Here is a 21708-nt window from a genome sequence, read left to right on the forward strand (position 1 = left end):
GATTCCTCGTCAGACGGCAGGAGCAGGAACAGTGGGAACAGGGACTGGGACTGGTACGGGGATGGGGACTGCGGCAGCCATCGGCGCGGGCCGCGGAGCAGCTGGCAGCGGGTCGCCGAAGGATGCGCGGGCGGCGGCGAACACGGCGGCGGCCAGCTCGCGGGCTGCCTGGCGGGTGCCCGGGCGGATCCGGGCCGGCTGGGCCTGGAGTCCGTAGGCGCGGATGTCCGCGTCGTGGGGCAGGTGGAGTACGGCGGCCACGCGGGCGGAGAGCATGGTGGCCGCGGCCCGGACCACCGCGGGCGGCCGTCCGTCGGCGGTGGCGGCCAGGACGACCACGGTCCGCTGGAGCGGCAGGCCCTCGGCGTGCAGCACCATCACGGCCTGCTGGAGACTCTGCACGCCCTCGGCGGTGGCCTGCGCGCACAGCACCGGCACGCTGAACGGCAGATCGCACCAGGCCCGGGTCAGGCCCGGTGACCCGTCGCACCGGGCCGCGAGGAGGTCGTGCGCCACGGGATGGGTGGTGTCCGCGATGACGGCCCGCCATCCGCCGACGGCGGCGAGCTGGTACCAGGCGGCCGGTTCGGGCGGAAGCCTCAGCGGGGCGGCGTGCCATGCGCGCCCGTCGGTCAGTACGTGCCAGGAGCCATCGGTGGCCTTGCGGGCTGCCGCGGCCGCTCGCGCGTCGGCCCGGGTCAGGGGCAGGTCGGGCGGGAGGGCGGCGAGCCCGCCCTCCTCCGCCAACCCCTGGGTCCATAACGGCCAGGGGGATACGAGGCGGGGCGCCGGGTCCATGACGACGGTGTCCACCGTCGCGGCCAGTTCGTTGGCGAGGAGGAACGCAACGGTGGACCGCGCACTGCCTCCGGCCGCCGCCACGACGGGTACGACGAGACGGGCGCCCTCGGGCAGCTCCCACCCCGCCGGGTCACCCCTCCTACTCACGGATCCCCCCGAGAACGCCGCCATGCAAGACCGTCACTAATGTGAATTTCACACGACCCGCAGGACTCAGCACAACGAAACGCAGCAGCACCCTACACCCGGGACAATCCAGAGCAACTGACGGATATTCAGCCTCGATCCACACACCGAACATGCCCTAATGTCGCCATCTGCCACGCACATTCCGCGCTGAGCAGTTACCAGCCAAGTCGGCTTGATTGCTCCTTCGTGGACGCAAAGCAAGCTGATCGACGCAGGGGGGCTGGATGTGGGCGAAGCGATGGCTGTGGGTGACCGCTGCCGGGGTAGCCGCGACCCCTCTGGCCCTGGCGCTGGGCGTTGTCCTTCTCGTCGCCGCGCTCGCGGAGGACGACAGCAAGAGCCGCTACGTCGACGACGCCTGGCCGACGGCCGGGTCGCTGAGGATCGGCGGCGCGGGCGGCGTGCCCGCCCAGTACGCCCCGCTCATCCTGGCCGCGGCCGCCGCGTGCGATCAGGGCCTGCCGCCCGCGATCCTGGCGGCGCAGCTGTGGGCCGAGTCGGGCTTCGATCCCGGCGCCGTCTCCAGGGACTCCGCCGGGCGGCCGATCGCGTACGGGATCGCTCAGTTCATCCCGGGGACCTGGGCCGCGCAGGGGATCGACGGGGACGGTGACGGCGACCGCGACGTCCTGGACCCGGCGGACGCCATCCCCTCCCAGGGGCGCATGATGTGCGGCCTGCTGCGTACCGCCAAGGCGCACCCGGAGTACGCCGGATCACCCGTCGAGCTGGCGCTGGCGGGCTACAACGCGGGGTGGGGGCGGGTCGAGCAGTTCCACGGGGTCCCTCCGGCCGGCTTCGCGCGCGGGGAGACGTACCGCTACGTGAGGGCGATCCTGGCGCGGTCGGCGCAGTACACCGCGCCCGGGCGCGGACCCGGGGGAGACCCCGTCACTCTCCCGGCGAACTTCGAGCTGCCGGCCGACACCCCGTCCCAGGTGCGCACCGCGGTGGCCTGGGCGCTGGGCCGGCGGGGCGGCTGGTACCAGCTCGGCGGGGACTGCACGGAGGCGCTGGGTCCGAACCCGCGGCAGTGGTGCGACTGCTCGTCCCTCATGCAGCAGGCGTACCGGGCGGCCGGCATCACCATCCCGCGCGTGACGTACGACCAGATCAAGCTGCCCGTCCAGGTCGACCTGGACGACCCGAAGCCGGGCGACCTCGTCTTCAACGCGGGATCCAACGGTTCGGCGGCCAGCCCGGGGCACGTCGGGATGTACGTCGGGTCCGGCATGCTCATCGAGGCACCGCGCACGGGGGTCCGTACGCGGATCGTCCCGTACGCCAGTTGGCGCCACTCGACGAACTACATGACCCGGGTGACGGGCATCCGCCGGGTGGTGAGCTGGTGAACCGCTTGACCGGCACGAGGACGAGCACGGGGACTCACATGAACGACCAGGACCACAACGCCCTCTTCCGCCCCTGGGGCATCGTCGACCCGCGGTTCTGGGCGGGCGCGGAGCCTGAGGAGACGGAGGCTTCCGTCTCCTCCTCCCCGGTCGAGGTCCCCGTCGCGGCCGGGGTCGCCCCCGTGAGCGGAGACGTTGCGCTCCAACTGACCGCCATCCAGAGAGCCGCCTCGGTCGACCTCACCCGCGCGCACGCCCTCGCCGAAGAACTCGATGCGACGCTCACCGCCGCGCACGGCGAAAGGCACATCGAGACGGTCAGGGTCCGGGAAGTCCGGGCCTACCTCGCGCATCTGACCGGCGCTCACCCTGACGTCGCGGTGAACTGGTACCTCCACGTCGTCCGCCTGCACGCCAACCTCCACGGGCCGGAACACCCGGAGACGGCCCTCGCCATCCGCCGGGCGTACAGCCTGTGGAAGGAACTCCCACCCCCGGACGCGGTCCGCCTCGCCGGGAACCTGATCGACCCCTTCAGCGAGCTGCGGGGTGCGGGAACGGAGGCGGTCCTGCGCATGCGGGCGCACCTGCGGCGGCTTCGGGGCCAGGAACCCGGCGCCGACGCTGTCGTCACGACAGTCCAGAAGGCCTGACAACGCCGAGGTGATGACGATTCCGACGGCCCTGACGGGCAGTCCAGGCAGTCACCACCGGTTGAGCCCGGCGGGTGCGGGGGACCGGGACAATCGGTATGCGGCCGCCGCCGGGTTCGAGGGGCCATCCCCGCGGGGCGCGGGGAGCAGCACGAGAAGAACCACGCCTACTTCTGGATGTCGGGGTCATCCCCGCGTGCGCGGGGAGCAGCGGCCCTTGACCTGGGCGGTGGTGTCCGCCCGGGGGGCATCCCCGCGTGCGCGGGGAGCAGTCACCGATGAGGTAGTAGCCGAAGTCGACGAAGGGGTCATCCCCGCGTGCGCGGGGAGCAGCAGCCGGGAGCTACGGGGCTGGACATGCCGCCGGGGTCATCCCCGCGGGCGCAGGGAGCAGTACCACGGTGCAGTGACGCACTGCCCGACGGTGAGGTCATCCCCGCATGTGCGGGGAGCAGGCCTCGACCTCGGCGCGGAGCCACTCGATCGCAGGGTCATCCCCGCGCGTGCGGGGAGCAGGCGTCACCTATGTCCCAGGGCGAGTTCCTGCCGGGGTCATCCCCGCGCGTGCGGGGAGCAGCCATGGCGATCTTCTCGGGATCGCTCCAGTCCAGGGTCATCCCCGCGCGTGCGGGGAGCAGGCGTCTGCGGCCACCAGCCTCGCGGCGGACACGGGGTCATCCCCGCGCGTGCGGGGAGCAGACTTACTGACCAGCCACTTTAGGTGGAGAGCTCGCCGCTATCGAGCACTTTCACCGAAACCGGCATACGGCGCACCTCATCCCGGATAGCCCCATCTCACCGGTAGAGGAGCACCCGTGCCGACCTGCCAGTCAGAAGGGCGAGAACACCAGGCCGAAACCTCCCTTACGGGCCCAACCAGCCCCCGCCTACGCAGCCGCAGCCTTCTGGATCGCGAGGGTCCGGACCCGCTCGCCGAGGCGGCGGACTGTGCCGTTGCCGGGCTGGGACTTGATGTGGGTGCTCAGGGTCGCGAAGTGTTCGTCGCCGCGTGCGGTGGACAGGGTGGCGTAGTCGTCGAGGAACACCTCCCACGTCGCGCACGCCGCGTCGAGGTGGCCGAGTTGCCACTGCCGTGCGGCCAGGATGCCGTTCGCGTGGACTCGACCCTGGCGTTCGCCTGCGGGCCGGGCCCGGTTCGAGCGGTGCATCGCCTGGATGGAGCCGGGCAGGTCGCCGAGTTCGTAGAGGACGTGCGCGACGTGGAACTCGTACGCGGCCCGGTCGTAGCCGCCGACCGCGTCATTGCGGCCGTCGGCGCGGGAGAGGGCGTCCTCTGTCTCCCGCAGGCGGGTGAAGGCCTGCCTGCGGTCCTTGACCATGGCCGCTCCGTGGGCCTGCTGGCCGCGCAGGAAGGCGGTCAGGCGCGGGCCGGCGGCGGGGGCGGCCTCGGCGGCGGAGTCGGCGAGTTCCAGGGCTTTGGGGCCGTAGCCGAGGTTGGAGGCCTGGAGTGCCATCCCGCGCAGGGTCCGGCAGTAGGTGAGGTGGTCCTGGGCGTCGTTGGCCAGGCCCAGGGCCCGTACGAAGTACTCCTGGCCCAGCCCGTGCGCCCGCTCGTACATGGCCATCCACCCGGTGAGGTAGACGAGGTCGGCAGAGGCGGCGAGCAGGTCCTTCCGTACGGCGGGACTGGCTTCGGCCTTGATCCAGGGCATCACGGTATTGGCGAGGAAGGCCGCGGCCATCGGGCGGGCGTGTCCGCCGCCGAGCTCGTCGAGGATGCCGGCGATGTGGTCGGTCATCCGGATGACCGTGGCGACCTCGCCGGCGCCGACGCGGGCGGTGCGCCCGGCTTTGACATCCTGGTCGGCCGCGTCGAGGCGGGTGCCGAGGTCGGAGTAGACCGGCACCATGAGGGCCGCGGAGTACAGTCCGGCGCTCAGTACGCGCCGTCGTGATGGGTCCATGTCGTCCCTTACGAGGTCGGACAGGTCGGCGACCGTGTCCGTGCCGACGCCGGGGTACCCGGCTTCGGCGCACGCTATCGGGCGCCCGATGCGCCGGGAGAGCGCTTCGGCGATGACCTGGGGGACGCCCGGCCGGGGCATCGAGCCCCGCAGCCAGTACGTCACCGTGCTCGCCGAGTAGTTCAGGTCCATGCCCGCCTCGGCCCCCACGCGGTTCACGGCCCGCGCGAGCTGCCCGTTTCCCCAGTCGGCCTCGGCCAGCAGGGCGGCGAGCGATGTGTTCGGTGTGCGTCCCATATCCAGCTCCCCTGGCATTCAACGCATTTAACGAGCAACCCAGGATGGCCTGTTCTCCCAATCGGTGTACCCCCGTTGAATGAGTACCAGCCATCCGGCACCCTCCCGGCACACACCACATGCCCCTGGGGCAGGGGGTGCCCGGTCGTGCCGCGACCGGCCCCGGTCCCGCACGCCCCGTCGTGGCCGGCTGCCGTCGAGGACCCCCGTACGAAGGAGCTCGCCGTGACTCGCCATACCCATCCCCACCCCCGCCCCCGTCCCCATCAGCGCCAGGCCGTCCCCGGGTGGGTCAGCGAAGGCTCGCGCGTCTTCGACCCGCTGGAGGGCAAGCAGGGCGTTGTGCAGTTCATCGGCGAATGGGAACACCCGGCCACCCGGATCTCCTACGCCAACGCCGTCTTCGTGCGACCCGAGGGCGGCGGCACGGAGTGGGTCGTCAAGGACCCGTCCAGCCTTGAGCGGGTCTGACCACAGGCCGCCTTGCGGCGGGGGCCTGCCCGTCTGCGTGCGGGCGTGCGGGCATCCGGCTGGAGACGCACCCGTCCACGGCGTGCGCCTCTCTGCCCCGCGACTGCTGGGGGGCCTGGGTGTCCTGACTCCTTGAATGTCCGGCTTTCCCCTTCGCGGCGACCGCCGTCCCGGCGGCCGCCCGCACGGCCGCACCCGGCGGGCCGACTCATCTGAAACCACACGGGAGGGAACACCATGGACCTGCCACTCACCGTCATCGACCAGCTCACTCCCGAGCAGGAGGAGTTCTGGGACGGCTTCTACAACGCCGAGGACTCCGACCGGCCGCGGTACGTCGAACAGGGCATCTGGCGGCGCAGCCAGGAGCCGTACAACCACAACGAGTCCCGCTGGACCGGTGACGGCGACGCCCGCCGGCGGGTCGTCCACTACTGGATCGAGTACGGCAAGCACGCGACGCCAGGCGCGGCGGCGATCGGCGTGAAGAAGCTGTTCGTCTACCTGTCCGCCGCGGCACCGGCCGCCGAGATCGGCGACTTCGAGGAGAAGATCCTCGAAGCCCTCTCCATGGGTGGCTGGAAGGACTACCGCGACGGGCTCGTGTGGCAGAGGGGAGACCTGCGCTGCACCCTGACCGCCTACAAGCGCCACCCCGAGGACCGCCTGGCCGGGCGGACGCTCCCGGACGGCTACCGGTGCCTGGACGTCAGCATCACCTCGACCAACCTCACCCCCCAGCACGCGATGCGCCACCTCCCCTGGAAGGTGCTCGCCGAAGGCGTCCGCGAGAAAGACCGGAGGGGGAACCCGACCTACGTCGCGGACCTGTCGATCCTCGCCGACCGCGACCGTGCCTCCGACTCCGGACTCGACCCCGACCCCGACATCTGCCGCAGCCTCACCCCCTTCCAGGTCGAGCTGGGCTGCGGGCCCTCCACCGAGGCCGGCATCCCGCCCCTGCACCGCCTCCACGAGGTGTGGCGGGTCACCGCCCGCCGGGGCGACGACCCGGGCCGCCACGCCTTCACCCTCTCCCCTGCCGACGACCCGCTGCTCCCCGAGCTCCTGACCTCGCCCGAGGACAAGTTCGAGGAGGTCGTCGAGCAGTTCCGGGCCTGCTTCCTCGCCGAGCCGACCCCTGCCTACCGTGCGCTGAAGCAGCTCGCCGACGCCGGCCACCTGGTCGGCGGCATCGGCACCAACAATTGGGACGCCCTCGCCGCCCGCCTCGGCCTGCGCGAGCAGTACCTGCGCCGCTACGACGAGAAGGTCCCCCGCTTCGACTTCGTCGACGGCGCGAAGGCCCTGCTGGTCGTCGGCCTCCACGCCGACCGGCGCAAGGTCGCCCCCCGCGCCCGCGAACGCGGCATGAAGGTGATCTACCTCGACCCCGAAGGGTTCACCACCCCCGAGGGCGTCTTCGTTCCGTACCCGCTCGAAGGGCCGCAGGACGGCGACTACGTGTGCAACCTGCCCGCCGCCCAGGCCCTTCCCCACCTCGTCAACCTCCTGACCAGCCCCGAGAACTGACCCACCTGCACACTGCCGGCCCGCCAGGTCGCGGGGCACTACGTTGGCCCCCGCGACCGGCCCCGACCCCATCCCATCGGATCAGATCCCCTCCGATCCGGACGGCCGGCAGGAAGGAGCCCCACCACCATGCGCGTATCCGTCATCGGCTGCGGCCACCTGGGAATCCCCCACGCGGCGGCGATGGCCGCCATCGGCCACGAAGTCCTCGGCGTCGACATCGACCCCGTCAAGATCGACCGGCTCAACCGCGGCGAGTGCCCCATCCACGAGGACGGCCTCCCCGAGCTGCTCGCCGAGCACACCGCCTCCGGCCGCCTGCGGTTCACCACCGACATCGCCGAGGCCGCCGCCTTCGCCGACGTCCACTTCCTCGGCGTCGGCACACCCATCGACGCCGACGGCCGTACGTACGACATGGGCCAGGTGTACGGCGCCGCGCGCGCCCTGGCCCCGTACCTGGACCGGCCCTGCACCATCATCGGCAAGTCCACCGTCACCGTCGGCACCACACAGAAGCTGGCCGAGCTCGTCGCCCGCCTCGCCCCCGCCGGTCATGACGTCGAGGTCATCTGGAACCCGGAGTTCCTCCGCGAGGGCCACGCCATCGAGGACACCCTGCGCCCGGACCGCATCGTCGTCGGTCTCACCTCCCAGCGCGCCGAGGACACGGTCCGGGAGGTCTACGCCCCGCTGATCGGCGGCAGCGGCGCCGCCGGCGTCAAGCTCGTCGTCACCGATCCCGCGACCGCCGAAGTCCTCAAGGGCTCCGCGAACGCCTTCCTCGGCATGAAGATCTCCTTCATCAACGCCGTCGCCGACATGTGCGAAGCCTCCGGAGCCGACATCGTCCAGGTCGCCGACGCCATCGGCCTGGACCCGCGCATCGGCCGCGGCGGCCTGTCCGCGGGCCCCGGCTACGGAGGCGGCTGCCTCCCCAAGGACGTCCGCGCCTTCACCGCCTCCGCCCAGGCCCTCGGCGCCACGGAAGCCGCGACATTCCTGCGCGCCGGGGAGAAGGTCAACGAGTCCCGTGCCACTGCTGCCCTGGCGCTGATCGAAAAGACACTCGGCCGCCGCCCCCTGACCGGCTGCGCGGTCACGGTGTGGGGCGCTGCCTTCAAGGCAGGCACCAACGACGTACGCGAATCACCCGCGCTCAACGTCGCCGCCCTGCTCCACCAGCGCGGGGCCAAGGTCACCGTCCACGACCCGTACGCCATGTCGACGGCCATCACCCGCCACCCCGAGCTCGACTTCGCCGACGACATGGAGCAGTCGGTCACCGGCGCCGAGCTCGTGGTCCTGGCCACCGAATGGCCCGAATTCCGCGACGCCGACCCCAAGGCCCTGATCCGCCTGACGGCCGACGCCCCGGTCATGGTCGACCTCCGCAACACGCTCCCCGCGGACGCCTGGCGCATGGCCGGCTGGACGGTCAAGCAGCTCGGCCGCCCCGTCCCCGTGACCGTCTAGCCGCCCGCCGGCAGCCCCCGTGCGGCGGCGCGGACCCCCACGCCTCACGCTCCGCGCCGCCGCGCCCAGCCGTACGGGCAGGGCCATCAGGGGAGGTCAGGGGGACATCACACGAGAGCAGCAAGGAAGGGAAGGAACCACCTTGAAGGTACTGATCGCGGGCGGCGCCGGTTTCATCGGCAGCACCATCGCCTCGGCGTGCATGGACAACGGCATCACCCCCGTCATCCTGGACAACCTCGCCACCGGCCGCCGCGAGTTCACCGAGGGCCGGGCCTTTTACGAGGGCGACATCGCCGACGGGCCGCTCATCGACCGCATCTTCACCGAGCACCCCGACATCCGGGCCGCCATCGACTGCGCGGCCCTCATCGTCGTCCCCGACTCGGTCGCCAACCCCCTCGCCTACTACCGCGAGAACCTCGCCAAGGGCATCGCCTTCCTCGACCACCTGACCCGCAACGGATGCCGGCGCCTCCTCTTCAGCAGCAGCGCCTCCATCTACGGGTCCGATGCCGGCGACCACTCCGTCGAGGAGACCTCGCCGATCGAGCCCCTGAGCCCGTACGCCCGTACCAAGGCCATGTTCGAGGACGTCCTCCGCGACGTCGCCCACGCCACCCCCAGCGACCTCCGGGTCATCTCCCTGCGCTACTTCAACCCCATCGGCGCGGACCCACAGCTCCGCACCGGCCTCCAGATCCGTACGCCCACCCACGCCCTCGGCAAGCTCATCGACGTCCACCACACCGGGCAGCCCTTCACCATCACCGGCACCGACTACCCGACCGTGGACGGCACCGGCATCCGCGACTACATCCACGTATGGGACCTCGCCACCGCCCACATCAAGGCCATCACCAAGTTCGACCAGGTGACCCGCACCGAGCCCTACCGCGTCATCAACCTCGGCACCGGCCAAGGCACCACCGTCCGCGAACTCGTCACCGCGTTCGAAACCGTCACGGGCACCCCGCTCCCCACCCTCGACACCGCCCGCAGGCCCGGCGACTCCGTCGGCGCCTACGCCCGCGTCGGCCTCGCCCAGGAACTCCTCGCCTGGAAGGCAGAGCACTCCATCGAGGAGGGCATCCACGACTCCCTCCGCTGGTACGCCCAGCGCGACACGGTGCTGGGGGGCTGACTACGGCTGGGGCATGGCCGGAAAGTTCGCGCGGGCCAAGCAGCTCCGGCCCCGCCGAGGGGTCATCCCCGCGCGTGCGGGGAGCAGTCGGCCGGGCTGGCCACCTCTCTCTACTACCCGGGGTCATCCCCGCATGCGCGGCGGAGCAGGAACGCCCAGGTGCCCGTGTACCAGGCGTAGCCGGGGTCATCCCCGCGCGCGGGAGCAGCTGACCGGGTTGATCGAGCAGATCACCACGATGGGGCCATCCCCGCGTGCGCGGGGAGCAGGCTCACTGACCTGCCACTTTAGGCGGGAAGACGGGCGTTCTGAAGCACTTTCGCCGAAAACGACATCTCCGGCATGTCGCATCCATAGGACAAGATCGTCTACCGCCCTTACACGGCTAGCCTCAGCCGGGCACGAAGCCGCGGCCAGCGCCGCCTCTCGGTCGCCCGGACACCGTCTCCCCTCCGACGGGGAGGCCAGAGGAGCCACCTGTAGATTCCGAGCCGCATCATCATCATCGGCAAGGCAACGGCAGCGGTCCGCGGCTGCCGTCTCGCCCCACTGCGCCGCAGCCTCCTACGGCGGACCGCAGTGCCACGCGTGTAGCCGGGACCTCTCGCCCGCCCCGCACCCGGGCGCGTACGCGGATGTCCCCGCCAGTCGTAGCCCGCATAGGCCCCGCGCAGGACACCCCATGCGCCCGGTGGGGACCGTACGCGCGTCTGCGGTACCGGGGACGGGCGGGACGCGGGATAATCGGGTTCATGGTCATGCTCTCCTCCAGCAGTGCGGCGCCCTCGGCGGCCGAGGTGCTCCACGCCCGGTACGCCGGCCGGCTGCCCGCCTCCTTGGAGAAGCTCGCTGGGCCCCGCCACGGCGTGGTCGAGCTGCCGCTGCACGTGGCCTGGTCCGGCTTGCGTTCCTACGACCTGGACCGCCCGCGCCTGCGCATGGGCCTCTACCGCACCGTCCTGGCCGAGGGGCAGCACGAGGACCTCGTCACCCTCCTGAACCACGACCTCCTCCTCGCGCAGTGGCCCGTCCTGCGCACCCTGGTCAGCCGACACCTACGCGAGGTCTGGGAAGACGCGTTCCCCGAGCTGCTCACGGCGACGGGATCCGCCGCCGCGTGAAGCTGACCGACCTGCACCGCCGGCTCCTCGCCGCCGTGATCGACATCGGCGCCCCGTACCCGCTCGTGATCACCGGCGGGTACGCCGTCCAGGCCCACGGCCTCGTCGAGCGCCTCAGCCAGGACCTCGACGTCGCCACCGAGAACCCGGCCCCGATGGCGGAGATCGTCTCCGGGCTGGAGCAGGGCCTGGCGGACCGGGGCTGGCAGGTGCGCGTGATCGCCGTGGACCCGCTGTCGGCCCGGCTGATGGTCGTCGACCCGGACACCGGGGAGGAGTGCGAGGTCGACGTCCTCAAGGAGCACTTCTGGAACCCGCCGGCCCAGACCGAGTACGGGCCGGTACTCGCCTTCGACTCCGTCATCGGTACGAAGGTCCGCGCCCTGGCCGACCGCGGAGCCGTCCGCGACTTCATCGACGTCCACGCGGCCTCCCGCCACCGAGCTCGAACGCCTCGGCGAGCGGCACGGCCGCGACGAGTTCCGACTCCAGGACCTGCGCGACCGCCTGGCCGGCGCGGACTGGGCGGACGACGACGAGTTCGCCGCGTACGGACTCACCGAGGACGAGACCGCCGAGCTGCGCACCTGGGCCCGCCGCTGGACGGACGACCTCGACCAGCGGCTGCACGAGCACAACCAAGGCCTCGAAGACGACGCCTGAGGCAGCGCTCTCGCCCCGGCCGCCGGACGATCCTGGTGGCGGGCGGAGGAGCCATCCCGCGGGCGCCGGGGCGGGCTCACCGGGCCGGCCTGCTCGTCCGGACGCAGACGTCCCCGTGAGAGCGGGGAACAGGCGAAGCCGCCGGTACTCCAAGGACACGGGGGACGAACCCGTGGCATAGCACTGCGGCATCCTCGTCCGGGCCGTCAGACCACGTTACCGACGGCTCGCCTGGACCGTCCTGGACTGTCACGGAGCGGCCTTGCCGCCTCGGTCGAGATCCGTGAGGAACTGTCGCTGGCCGTCCAGGAATCCGTCCGCGAAGAGCGAGCGGGGCGAGAAGAGTGCGGTGAGCGTGATCTTGAGGTCTGACTGCTCGATGGACTGCTTGAGCAATGAATGGGTCGCGTCCGGATAGCGCTTGACCGTCATCGCCCCGGCCGCGTCCAGCACCTCGCGGTAGACGCGCTCCGTGTCGGCGGTGTCTACGTTGATGTCATGGCCCGCGAGGACCAACAGGAGCGGTACGCCGCGCAAGGCGGGAAGGTCTTGCGTGGCGTCCGCGGTGTAGTTCTTGGAGATGAAGCCCCAGCGGTCGGCGGTCATGCCGTCCGCGTCGCCGCCCATGGCCTGGGTGTACTCCTCGAAGGTCGCGTGCCGTTCCAGCAGCCGTCGGGTGGTGTCGCTCTTGGCGATCGCCGTGCTCGTACGGGCTGCTGACGCGCCGTCGGCGCGCAGCTCGGCGAGGAGGTTGTAGCGGCCCTGCTGGAGCCAGTTGATCGCGGGCGAGACGGCGATGACGAAGCTCACGGGTGTCTTGGCGGCGACCTTGGGCAGGACCCAGCCCGCCTGGCTGGCGCCCCAGAGCCCGATCCGGTCGCCGTCGATGTCCGGGCGGGCGCGCGCCCAGGCGATGGCGGCGGCCGCCTCGTCGGCCCGGTCGTCCATGGACTGGCCGAGCCAGTTCCCGGGCGCGCCCGCCACGCCGGGCTTGTCCCAGGACAGGGAGGCGTAGCCGGCCTTGGCGTTCGCTTCCCACAGGGGCTTGTAGCCGTCGTCATGGGTGGCGTCGACGGGGCCGTCGCCGTGTACGTACACGACCAGGCCGTGGCGCTTGCGGCTGTCCTTGGGGGTGGCCAGTACTGCGTTGAGGGTGTGGCTGCCGTGGCGGATCGACACCCGCTGCTCGTCCATGGCGTAGGAGTGCTGCCACAGCACCACACCGCCGAGACCGGCGGCCACGACCAGGGCCGTGACGAGTGACCACACGGCTATGCGGAGCCCGCGCCATCGGGGCTGGATCTTTGGGTGCATGGGATCTGACCGTCTCCCTCTGGTCGGGTGAGCCAACCTGAAACTAACAGACTGAACACGACCGTCGTAAGAATGATAGTTTTGAGTTTCGGTTTGCAGCGGGAGAAGGGGGCACGGCATGGGACTGGACGCGACGGGCACCGGTACTGGCACTGGTACGGGACCGGTGACGGTCCGGCGGGGTCTTCCGCCCGGCGCCGAGCGGCGGGCGGCCGAGATGTACTGGGACGCCTTCGGCCGCAAACTCGGCCCCGCACTGAACCCGCCGGGCAAGGCGGTGCCCTTCATCGCCGCCCACCTGAACGCCGATCGCGCGGTGTGCGCGCTCCTCGACGGGCAGCTCGTCGGCCTCGCCGGCTACCAACTCGACGGCCGTGCCCTCACCGGCGGATCGGCCGCCGCCGTGCTGCGCGCGTACGGACACCTGCGCGGACTGCCCAGACTCGTGCTCCTCGCCCTGTTCGAACGCCACCCGGCCCCCGGACAGCTCGTCATGGACGGCATCGCCGTGGACCCGGCCATGCGCGGCAGTGGCGTCGGAAGCCTGCTCATCGAGGAAGTGGCCGCCGTCGCGGCGGAGCACCACTGCCGGGAGATCAGACTGGATGTCATCGACACCAATTCGCGCGCCAGGGCCCTGTACGAACGGCGCGGCTTCACGGCCGTGCGGACCGAGCGCACGCCCTACCTGCGCGGGCTGCTGGGATTCGGCACGGTGACCACCATGCGTCGCGCCGTCGCCACGAGAGGGGCAGGAGAACGGTGAGCACCACGACGGAGGACCACGTCGAAGTCCCCACCCGCATGCTCGTCCACGCCCTGATCCGCGAGGACGGCACCGTCGGCGCGGACGAGCTCTACACCGTCGCCAACACCCTGGGCATGAGCGACCAGCAGGTGCGGCTGTGCGTCAAACGCCTCGTGGCCGAGGGCCGGTTCACCCACGAGGGCCGCGGCCGCAAGGCAGAGCTGCACGCGACCGCGGACACCACGCGCGCCCTGGCTCCCAACGCGGACTTCCTCCGCCACGCGTTCCAGCAGGACGCCGGGCTCGCTCCCTGGGACGGTGTCTGGCACCTGGCCGCCTTCGCGGTGCCCGAATCGGCGCGCACGACCCGGGACGCCCTGCGCGAGACGCTCGTCCACCTCGGCGGCGCCCCGCTCCAGGGCGGACTGTACGTATGCGCCAACGCCTGGGAACCGTACGTCGAAGAGGCGGCCCACCGCCTCGGCGCCCAAAGTGCCCTCACCCTTCTCACCACGACCGACCTGCGCAAGGGCGATACCCGCGAGCCCGTCGAACTCGCCCGCCGACTGTGGCCCCTGCCGGAGATCGCCGATCGCTACCACCGCCTCAGCCGAATCGCCCGGCCCCGCCTCGCCCGGCTCACCAGCCCTGCCGGACTCTCCCCATCCGCACTCCTCACCATCGCGGTCGAGCTTGCCGCCGAACTCACCCGCGCCCTGGAACCCGACCCGCTGCTGCCGCCTCAGCTCCTGCCCCAGCCCTGGCCCGGCACCCAGGCCCGAGAGGTCGTCGCCCGGTGCTGGGCAGCCCTGCGCGAACGAGACGGCGGCGAAGCCCGCCCAGTCCTCTTCCGCCTCTACGCCGACATCACCCGACAAGCTGCGGACCGAGCCACGCGCTGAAGGCAGGAGAGAAGACAGGACGAAAGAGCAGGACAGAGGGCGTGCACTGTGACTCGTGCCGCCCGGTGCATGTTCGGGTGCACGCCGACACAGAGTGGATCGGCGCTGATCAGCTGCACTGCCAGGTGAACATCGCTCGGTCGAAGCGGCACTCGGCCAGGTCCTGGGGGCGGATGAGCCAGTACAGAACGCCGCCATCGCCCCACATCATGTCGGCAGCGTCATCGCTGTCGAACTGAGCGAGCAGCACCCAGTTGCCGATCTCCTTGTCCAGGGCCGGGTCGCCCCAAGACACATCCCCGTCCAGGACTGCTTCCGCGATCTCGATCTCCACCGGGTTCTGTATCGAGTGGGCATGACCGCCGATCTGGTGGCCTGCCTCTTCGTCGAGCGCCCACATCGCGTCGAGGAAATCCTGCGCGCAGACCGCATGGTCGTACCGGTTGCTCAGCGGAGCTCTGGGGGCGAAGGCATCACGGACCTGAGGATGCCAGGGTTCGGCCGCGGTCCTACCGGGCCGGGCAGCCAGCGGAACCCTGGGATACGGCCGGAGGCCTGCGGGCGCGTCACGCTCACTGCAGGTCTCCTCGGACGGCGTGTAGAGGACGCGTGCTCCTGCCCAACTGGCTCGATCCTCAGCCAGTACGAGGGCCTCGCCGTCGTCCAACTGACCGTCGAAGTAGAAGAAGGACAGAGTCCCCGAGGCAGGGAGCGTGATGTCCACTGCACCTGCAGGCAGCATGGCGCAGTCCACTGAGGCGATGAACGAGAGCGGCCCGTGGCCTTCCCACGACGGCCACTCCGCATCTGCCGACAGTTTCGGCAGTCCACCGATCTGGCCCACTGCCATGTCCGTGGCCGCGCCCGTCTCCAAGCGGACGGCCGGGCGGAGCAGGGCAATCCATTTCTCCGCGACCGGAGAAGGCAAGTGCTGGTGGGCAAGGGCGCTCAGGGCTTCGGCGGATCCATGTGTCATGCGCTCGATCATGCCCTGGCACACGTGGGTGGTGACTTCTTCGTCCCCACCCTGGCACTGGGTGTTGTGCGGGTGGCGGTCCTCACGGAGCAGGTAGTTGAAGCGGCGAGTATCACGGTTCGGACACCTCACCCCATGCGCACCCATGTGCCCATACGGTGACCTGATTCGCACCAGTCCTGTGGGGGTTCCGCATGTCCAACCAGTTCCCGCCGCCCGGCCAGCCCGGCCAGCAGCCCCAGCCGGGGTACGGGTACCCGCAGCCTGGACCGCCTCAGCAGCCCGGCTGGGGCTACCCGCCCCCTCCCCAGCAGCCTAAGAAGAACAGCGTCGGAAAGATCGTCGGGTTCTCGTGCCTCGGCATCGTCGGCCTCGTCGTGCTCCTCGGCATCGCCGGTGCGCTGCTCGGCGGCGAGAGCAGCCCGAAGGCGGGGAAGGAACCCGCCTCCCAGGCACCGGCCCCGGCCGCGTCGTCCGCGCCGGCCAAGGCCCCAGAGACCGCGCCGTCGGCGAAGCCCGAGAAGAAGTCCGCGGTCATCGTGGTCGCGAAGAACACGAAGTTCAAGAAGAGCATCCTGGCGGACAGCAGCGAGTACACGAGCCTGTCGGTGACGATCACCAACAACAGCTCGAAGGCGATCAGCGTGAACCCGCTGTACTTCGCGATCACCGACACCAACGGCACCAAGCACGTGGCCGAGCTGGCGGTCGACGAGAACCAGATCGACACCGTCGAGCTGGCGCCGGGCGAGAATATCACCGGCGTCATCACCGGCAAGGGTGTTTTCACGGCGAAGACGGTCACGTACACCGACGGACTGATCGGGGACAGCGTCCGCGCCGACGTGTCCTGACCGCTCCGCCTACTGCTGCGCCCCGCCTCCCGCCGTACGAGAGGTGGGGCGCAGCTGTGTTCAGGCTGCGACCACGCCCGTCTCCGTCCACAGCGTCCCCCTCAGCCCGTGCAGCCCGTGCAGCGCGCACAGGGTCACGCCGGCCCCTGACCCAGGAGGCCGGTGCCCTCCGCAACATGCCCGCCGTCAGCTGCCGGAGAGGCGGGAACCGCGGTCGTCCTCGCCTGCGACCAGCGCGCGCCGGGGGCGCAGCAGCGCGGCCGGAGCAGTGTCAGCAGCAGGAGCGGCACCCGCGGGTCCGGGCGCAGCCTCCTTCGGGCCGACGCTCAAGGCTGCGGCTCGTTCCTCGGCCTCGCGGGCATGCCGTACGGGGGCCGCAGCGCGCATCTCCTCGCGCAGGGCCGCCTCCCGGCGCATCGCGGTCGCGCGCTCGTGGTGCCGTACGGCCGTGCCGCGCTGCGCCGACGCTTCGGTACGCAGTTGCCGGGCGTCTTCGGCGATCCCGGCGTCCGCACGGGCGGCCAGCACCGGGACGCGCTGCCGCATCGCCTCCAGGACGGCCGCCAACTCCTGCGCGTCCCTGGGCGGGACCCAGCTCCCGCCCGGCGCGAGCAGGGAGGCGTGAGGGTGCGCGGCGAGGGTCCGACCGGCCTCGTGCAGCGCCTCGGCCGAGGCACCCGATGCCCGGGCGGCCTCCGCGACCGCGGCCTCGTACTGCTGTTGGTAGTGGGCGGTGAGCGCGAGGGTTTCCCTCCTGCTGGTGCCGGCCAGGCGGAGCGCGAGCCGGCCCTTCTGCCCGGACGCCTCGATGCGCTCGCGGATGCGGCGTACGGACTCCGCGTGCCGCCGCGCCGCCATGGCGCGGCCGGCCTCCTCCCGCGCCAGGTCGGCCCGGGCCGAGGCCGCGGCGAGTACCTCGTACGCGGCCATGGCGAAGGCCCCGCCCGGGGTGGGGACGCCATCCAGCTTCCCCAGCTGCTTCGCAGCCCGGTGCTCGCAGGAGTCCGCGAGCTGCTCGGCCCGCTGCGCCGCCGCGCGCTCGTCGGCCTGCCGGGCCATCAGGTACTGCGCGGAGAGGTGACCGTACGGACGCTCGCGCCAGGAGGCGTAAGCCGGTTCCTGCGCGGGGGCCGGGATCCGGGTGAGCTCGTCGGTGACCATGACGTCGCCGGTGTCCGCCCGCAGGACGCGCCCGTACGCGGCGACCGCGCGCTCCAGGCGTTCGGCGCCCGAGCGGACCGGCCCGAGGGCGGCGCGAGTGGGGTGGTCCTCCAGCTCGTCCAGCGGGAGGTGGAGGTGGCTCTCCCGGCGGGCTCGGGACAGGGCCGGGTAGAGGGTGCGGGAGTCGGCGTGCAGTCCGTAGGCGATGGCGACTTCGGCCGTCAGACCCTGAGCGGAGGCGACCGTCATCGCGTACGCGTGGGTGAGACGGCCCTCGGCGATGTCGCGGACGGACATCCAGGCCTCGTGCGTGGCGAACCCGCCGGCCACCCGGCCGGGCCTGCGCCACTGGACCCGTACGCCCCTGCGCTCGTCCAGCGCCAGGACCACACCGCGGAACCCGTTGAGGACGTCGACCGCGGACGCGTCGCGCCGGCTGCGGTAGTCGTTGCGGCGGATGTGGACCAGGTCCCCGGGGGCGAAAGCGATCCGCTCCCCGGCGGGTCCGGCCCCGCCCGCGACCGCGTACGTACGCCCCTGCGCCAGTTCCCCGGAGGCTACGAGGGCTGCCCGGGCCCCGGCGTTGAGGGCGGCGACGTCCGCGCGGCGGGCGGCGAGCAGCAGGAGCTCGGCGACCTGACCGTGCGGGTCGCCCGCCCACCGGCTCCGGGCTTCGTTCCAGGTGCCGAGCATCGCGGTCAGTGCCCCGGCGGCGGTGTCCTCGACGTGCACGCGGCCGTGCGCGGCGAAGGCGGCGAGCGCGCTCGTACGGGCTCCGGTCCGCCAGTCCTGGAGCGCGGCCCGCTCCACGACGTCGCGCTGGCGGCGGTTCTCGGTGAGCTCCAGGCCGTCGACGAGCTGGTGGATCCGGGCGAAGCCGCCGCCGATGCCGACCGCGCGCAGCTGGAGCGGGTCGCCGACGGCGACGACCTTGGTGCCGGTGGTGGCGGCGTGCCGCAGCAGGGCGGCGAGCGCGCGGTCGTCGACCATCGCGGCCTCGTCGACGACGAGTACGCCAACCCCGTCCAGGCCCCGGCTGTGGCCACGGCCGTGGCCCCGGCCCCCGCCGAGCTCCCGGGTCCAGGCGGCGACGGTCCGGGACTCGATGCCCGCCTCGGCGGCCAGGTTCGCGGCGGCGACCGCGGCCGTGGAGGCTCCGACGACGCGCAGCCCCGCGGCCTCCCACCCGGTCCGGGCGGCCTGCATGAGGGTGGTCTTGCCCGCGCCGGCCACGCCGATGACGGCGTCGACCGCGTGCCCGGCGGTCAACAGCCGCATCAGCACGGCACGCTGCTCGGCGCTGAAGACGAAGGGACGGCCCTCGGAGGAGTTGGCGACTTCGACCGCCGCGAGCGTCATCTCGGCGGCCTCGCCGGTGAGCCGGGCCAGGCCCCGGTCCAGTCCGGCCGTGGCGCACTCGATCACCGCCTGCTCGGCGGCCACGACGGTGGTGTGCGTGTACCGCTGGCGGTGGGTGTGGTGCCCGCGGTTGGAATCCGCCAGCCGGACCGCGTGCCCGCCCACGGCGAGGACCTCGTCCGTGAGCGCCGTCAGCTCCGCGACCGACCGGAGCCGCGGCAGCGTCTTGGCGACGGCAGCCAGCACGTGCGTGTGCGAGACGGCCTTGCGCGAAGCGGTGAGCCCGCGCTCGGCATCCCAGACCTGAGCCGCGATCTCCTCGGGCCCCGGCATCCGGGGACCACCGGCCTCGGCCGGCGGCACGGGTCCGCCCCACCCGGGCAGCGCGGCCGCGACCATGGCATCGACCGCACGCCCGCCACCACCGAGCAGTGCAGCGGCCCGCGTACGCCAGGCCTCCCGCGGCACACCCGGACCGGCGTCCTCCTTGGCCTCCGCGCTCCTGCGGGCCGCCGTCTTCTGCCGCTCGCGCGAGGCGCCTGCCCCCGCCAGCTCCACGACCTGCCGGTGCCTGCGCGAGAAGGCCTCCCGCACGCTGCCCTCGATCCCGGCCAGCTCCCACGCCCCGGTCCGTTCCGACCGCGCGAACGTGGCCCCGTACGACTCCTCCAGGCGCGCCCGCAGCCGCCCCTCGGCGATCTCGTTGACGAGGTGCGCATAACGGTGCAGGTCCTCGCCACCGCCCGCGATCGTGCGCCACTTGCCGTCCGCGCACTTCGCCAAGTGCGCGACGTTCACATGCACATGCAGGTGCGGATCGCCGGGCGAACCGTCCACCGGACGCGCGGAACGGTGCAGCGTCGTCCAGCCGATCAGCCCAGACGTCTCGACCCGCTCGGCCCTCTGCCCGTCCCCGTGGTGCCCGGCCATCCCGTACGCCGCCCACTGCTCCAGCGCCGTGACGGCCTCGCCTACGGAGGCCAGCCAGTCCTCCTCGATCCGCCGGGCGAGCTCCGCCCCGGCCAACCCGTAGCCCGCCGAAACGCTCTTCGGGAGATCGAGGGTGATGTCCACACCGCGCAGCCCGACATCGACGCGGTGCCGCATCCACCTCCGCGCCTCGGCCACCGCGTCGGCCCCGTACAGCCCGTCCAGGTCCAACCCCGCGGCCGCGGCCAACTGCTCGGCATCGGCCAGCGGCAGCAGGTGCGCCTCGCCGTCCCGCAGGATCCCGCGCTCGGCACGGGCGAACCTCTTCGCGAGCGCGGGCCGGCCCAGGTACTCCGCAACCGTCCTTCCGGCCCCGGCGGCCGCCTCGCCCAGTGCGTCGACGAGCATCCGCGCGGCGACCTTCCCGCGCGGATCGAGCGCCTTCTTCCGTACGACGAGCTGCTCCCCGGTACGCCAGTCCCGCCCGTCCATCAGCGCGTGCGCGGCAACGGCATCCACCCGCTCCCCGGCCACCAGCCCGAGCTCCCCGAGCCCGCCACCGATCCACCGCAGCGTGCTCTCGCCGGCGAGCCGGTACTCGACCTGGGCATCCTCAGCCCGGTCGCATCCGCAGTCTTCGCTGAGTCGGTAATCGACCTGCTCGGGGGCGTAGATGGGCGTCGCGTAACCCACCTGGCCACCCCCTCTCGTGCTTCAGCTCCAGCCTGCTCATGATCGTGTATCAAAGATACCTGGAGTGCTAACGAGATTGGCAGGAATCCTCTCCAACACTCGGCAGGTCCTGGACTTTTGTCCGCGGACAAAAGTCCAGGACGACAGTTGTCGTCTGCCGTCAGAACGTCAGTGGGTTCTGCCACTGGATGTCAGGAGCTCTGCCATGAGTTCTGTCGGTAGGCAGTGGTGTCGTCGCAGTCCGTAAAGCGGAGGCTGTACAGGACGTCGTCGGACAGGGTGAGGCCCAGTGGTTCGATGACGCCATTCCGGACTGCCTGGCGGGATTCGGTCATCGAAGGCTGTTCCTATGGCCCCCGTCCGCATAGGCGGCGATGTTGTAGTCGTACACGTCGCACTTGGTGACGTGTACGGCGAAGGCAGGGGGAGAAGATCCGATGGACACCCGGGATGTCATACGCCTAGTGGGACGCCGGGCCGCGCTGCGGTACGGGCTGGCCGGATTCGCGGCCGCCACAATGGCCGCCTGCTCGCGTAGCGGCGACTCCACCAGCATCAAGTTCCAGACCCTGGATGCGTTCCTCCAAGGAAGTTGGGACTTCGAGGCAGAGACTGGCGACAGGGCCAAAATCACGGTGTCGCAAGGCGGGAGCTGGGTGGTGACAGGAGGCGAGGTGGACAACCCGTGGTCAGAGGAAGGCACGTGGTCCCTCTCTGCTGGCAACCTCTCGATGGCCATCAAGCGGCGCAAGCCCTACGTAGTCCACGACGTGCCCAAGGATGTGGAGAAGGTGCTGGCAGGCTCGTACACCATCTCGGGCGGCCAAGACGAGGGCTACCGCAGAATGCAGATCAGCTACAGCAAGGACAAGGTGGTGCTGACGTTCCCCGACTACGTGGCGAGAGGGCGGACTCGGGTGGTCACCTGCACCAGGGCCCCCGAGGCTCCCTGACGAATCCTTCTCCCGTGAGGGCGGGGAGCGCGACGGCCGCCCTCATCCGTACGACCTGCTGACGCCTCCGGTGGCAGGTCACTGACGCTCGCGTGGCAGACGACAGACGCTCGCCCGTGCGTCCCGGAATCGGTCGATTCCGGGACGGCCGCCCGCTGCGGCGGCCGGAGCGCGGGAGGCGTCCCGAAACCGG

Annotated in this window: 16 protein-coding genes and 1 pseudogene; 12 read left to right on the forward strand and 5 right to left on the reverse strand. The window is 71.6% G+C overall.

Annotation, left to right across the window (positions count from 1 at the left end; all coding sequences use genetic code 11):
• Positions 1-9: 9 nt before the first annotated feature.
• A complete protein-coding gene (locus AC061S_RS25200) occupies positions 10-948 on the reverse strand; it encodes a hypothetical protein (protein ID WP_478688172.1) in 939 nt (312 codons plus the stop codon).
• Positions 949-1214: 266 nt separating this feature from the next.
• Here AC061S_RS25200 and AC061S_RS25205 point away from each other — a divergent pair, with 266 nt between their 5' ends.
• Together AC061S_RS25205 and AC061S_RS25210 are read left to right on the forward strand one after the other, a co-directional pair.
• Positions 1215-2342 (forward strand): C40 family peptidase, encoded by a 1128-nt coding sequence (locus AC061S_RS25205; RefSeq protein ID WP_478688173.1) that lies wholly within the window; start codon positions 1215-1217, stop codon positions 2340-2342.
• A gap of 38 nt (positions 2343-2380) precedes the next feature.
• Entirely contained in the window at positions 2381-2995 is a 615-nt protein-coding gene (locus AC061S_RS25210) for a hypothetical protein (protein WP_478688174.1), read from the forward strand.
• 887 nt (positions 2996-3882) lie between these two features.
• Here the strand turns inward: AC061S_RS25210 and AC061S_RS25215 are convergent.
• Positions 3883-5217: a hypothetical protein gene (locus AC061S_RS25215; protein ID WP_478688175.1), complete on the reverse strand. Its 1335-nt coding sequence runs from the start codon at positions 5215-5217 to the stop codon at positions 3883-3885.
• Between the two features lie 225 nt (positions 5218-5442).
• Between AC061S_RS25215 and AC061S_RS25220 the strand changes: the two genes are divergently transcribed.
• The 6 genes and pseudogenes from AC061S_RS25220 to AC061S_RS25245 all read left to right on the forward strand — a co-directional run bounded on the left by AC061S_RS25220 (position 5443) and on the right by AC061S_RS25245 (position 11625).
• Complete coding sequence (locus tag AC061S_RS25220; protein ID WP_478688176.1) at positions 5443-5688, forward strand: hypothetical protein; 246 nt, start codon at positions 5443-5445, stop codon at positions 5686-5688.
• Positions 5689-5925: 237 nt separating this feature from the next.
• On the forward strand, positions 5926-7221 hold the full coding sequence (locus tag AC061S_RS25225; protein WP_478688177.1) for an SIR2 family protein: 1296 nt from the start codon (positions 5926-5928) through the stop codon (positions 7219-7221).
• A 129-nt stretch (positions 7222-7350) separates the two neighbouring features.
• Entirely contained in the window at positions 7351-8697 is a 1347-nt protein-coding gene (locus tag AC061S_RS25230) for a UDP-glucose dehydrogenase family protein (RefSeq protein WP_478688178.1), read from the forward strand.
• Between the two features lie 142 nt (positions 8698-8839).
• Complete coding sequence (gene galE / locus AC061S_RS25235; RefSeq protein ID WP_478688179.1) at positions 8840-9841, forward strand: UDP-glucose 4-epimerase GalE; 1002 nt, start codon at positions 8840-8842, stop codon at positions 9839-9841.
• Between the two features lie 752 nt (positions 9842-10593).
• A complete protein-coding gene (locus AC061S_RS25240) occupies positions 10594-10962 on the forward strand; it encodes a hypothetical protein (protein ID WP_478688180.1) in 369 nt (122 codons plus the stop codon).
• Positions 10959-11625, forward strand: a pseudogene (locus AC061S_RS25245) (nucleotidyl transferase AbiEii/AbiGii toxin family protein). The gene AC061S_RS25240 and the pseudogene AC061S_RS25245 overlap by 4 nt, the downstream one beginning before the upstream one ends.
• A gap of 249 nt (positions 11626-11874) precedes the next feature.
• On the opposite strand, the gene AC061S_RS25250 reads toward AC061S_RS25245, so the two are convergent.
• Positions 11875-12939, reverse strand: a complete 1065-nt coding sequence (locus AC061S_RS25250; RefSeq protein ID WP_478688181.1) for an alpha/beta hydrolase family protein — start codon at positions 12937-12939, stop codon at positions 11875-11877.
• A gap of 118 nt (positions 12940-13057) precedes the next feature.
• Here AC061S_RS25250 and AC061S_RS25255 point away from each other — a divergent pair, with 118 nt between their 5' ends.
• Together AC061S_RS25255 and AC061S_RS25260 are read left to right on the forward strand one after the other, a co-directional pair.
• A complete protein-coding gene (locus AC061S_RS25255) occupies positions 13058-13705 on the forward strand; it encodes a GNAT family N-acetyltransferase (protein ID WP_478688182.1) in 648 nt (215 codons plus the stop codon).
• 38 nt (positions 13706-13743) lie between these two features.
• Positions 13744-14589 carry a PaaX family transcriptional regulator C-terminal domain-containing protein gene (locus AC061S_RS25260; protein WP_478688215.1) on the forward strand — a complete coding sequence of 282 codons (846 nt, stop codon included), beginning with the start codon at positions 13744-13746 and terminating at the stop codon, positions 14587-14589.
• Positions 14590-14698: 109 nt separating this feature from the next.
• Here the strand turns inward: AC061S_RS25260 and AC061S_RS25265 are convergent, their stop codons facing one another.
• Complete coding sequence (locus AC061S_RS25265) at positions 14699-15577, reverse strand: YwqG family protein (protein ID WP_478688183.1); 879 nt, start codon at positions 15575-15577, stop codon at positions 14699-14701.
• Positions 15578-15759: 182 nt separating this feature from the next.
• Here AC061S_RS25265 and AC061S_RS25270 point away from each other — a divergent pair, with 182 nt between their 5' ends.
• Positions 15760-16419 carry a DUF4352 domain-containing protein gene (locus tag AC061S_RS25270; protein WP_478688184.1) on the forward strand — a complete coding sequence of 220 codons (660 nt, stop codon included), beginning with the start codon at positions 15760-15762 and terminating at the stop codon, positions 16417-16419.
• Between the two features lie 186 nt (positions 16420-16605).
• On the opposite strand, the gene mobF is transcribed toward AC061S_RS25270, so the two are convergent.
• Complete coding sequence (gene mobF / locus AC061S_RS25275; RefSeq protein WP_478688185.1) at positions 16606-20562, reverse strand: MobF family relaxase; 3957 nt, start codon at positions 20560-20562, stop codon at positions 16606-16608.
• A gap of 437 nt (positions 20563-20999) precedes the next feature.
• On the opposite strand from mobF, the gene AC061S_RS25280 reads away from it, so the two are divergent.
• The gene (locus AC061S_RS25280) at positions 21000-21515 is read left to right on the forward strand and encodes a hypothetical protein (RefSeq protein ID WP_478688186.1); all 516 of its coding nucleotides are present in this window, start codon (positions 21000-21002) and stop codon (positions 21513-21515) included.
• Positions 21516-21708 lie beyond the last annotated feature (193 nt).

The sequence above is a fragment of the Streptomyces sp. CA189 genome (genome assembly GCF_056428985.1).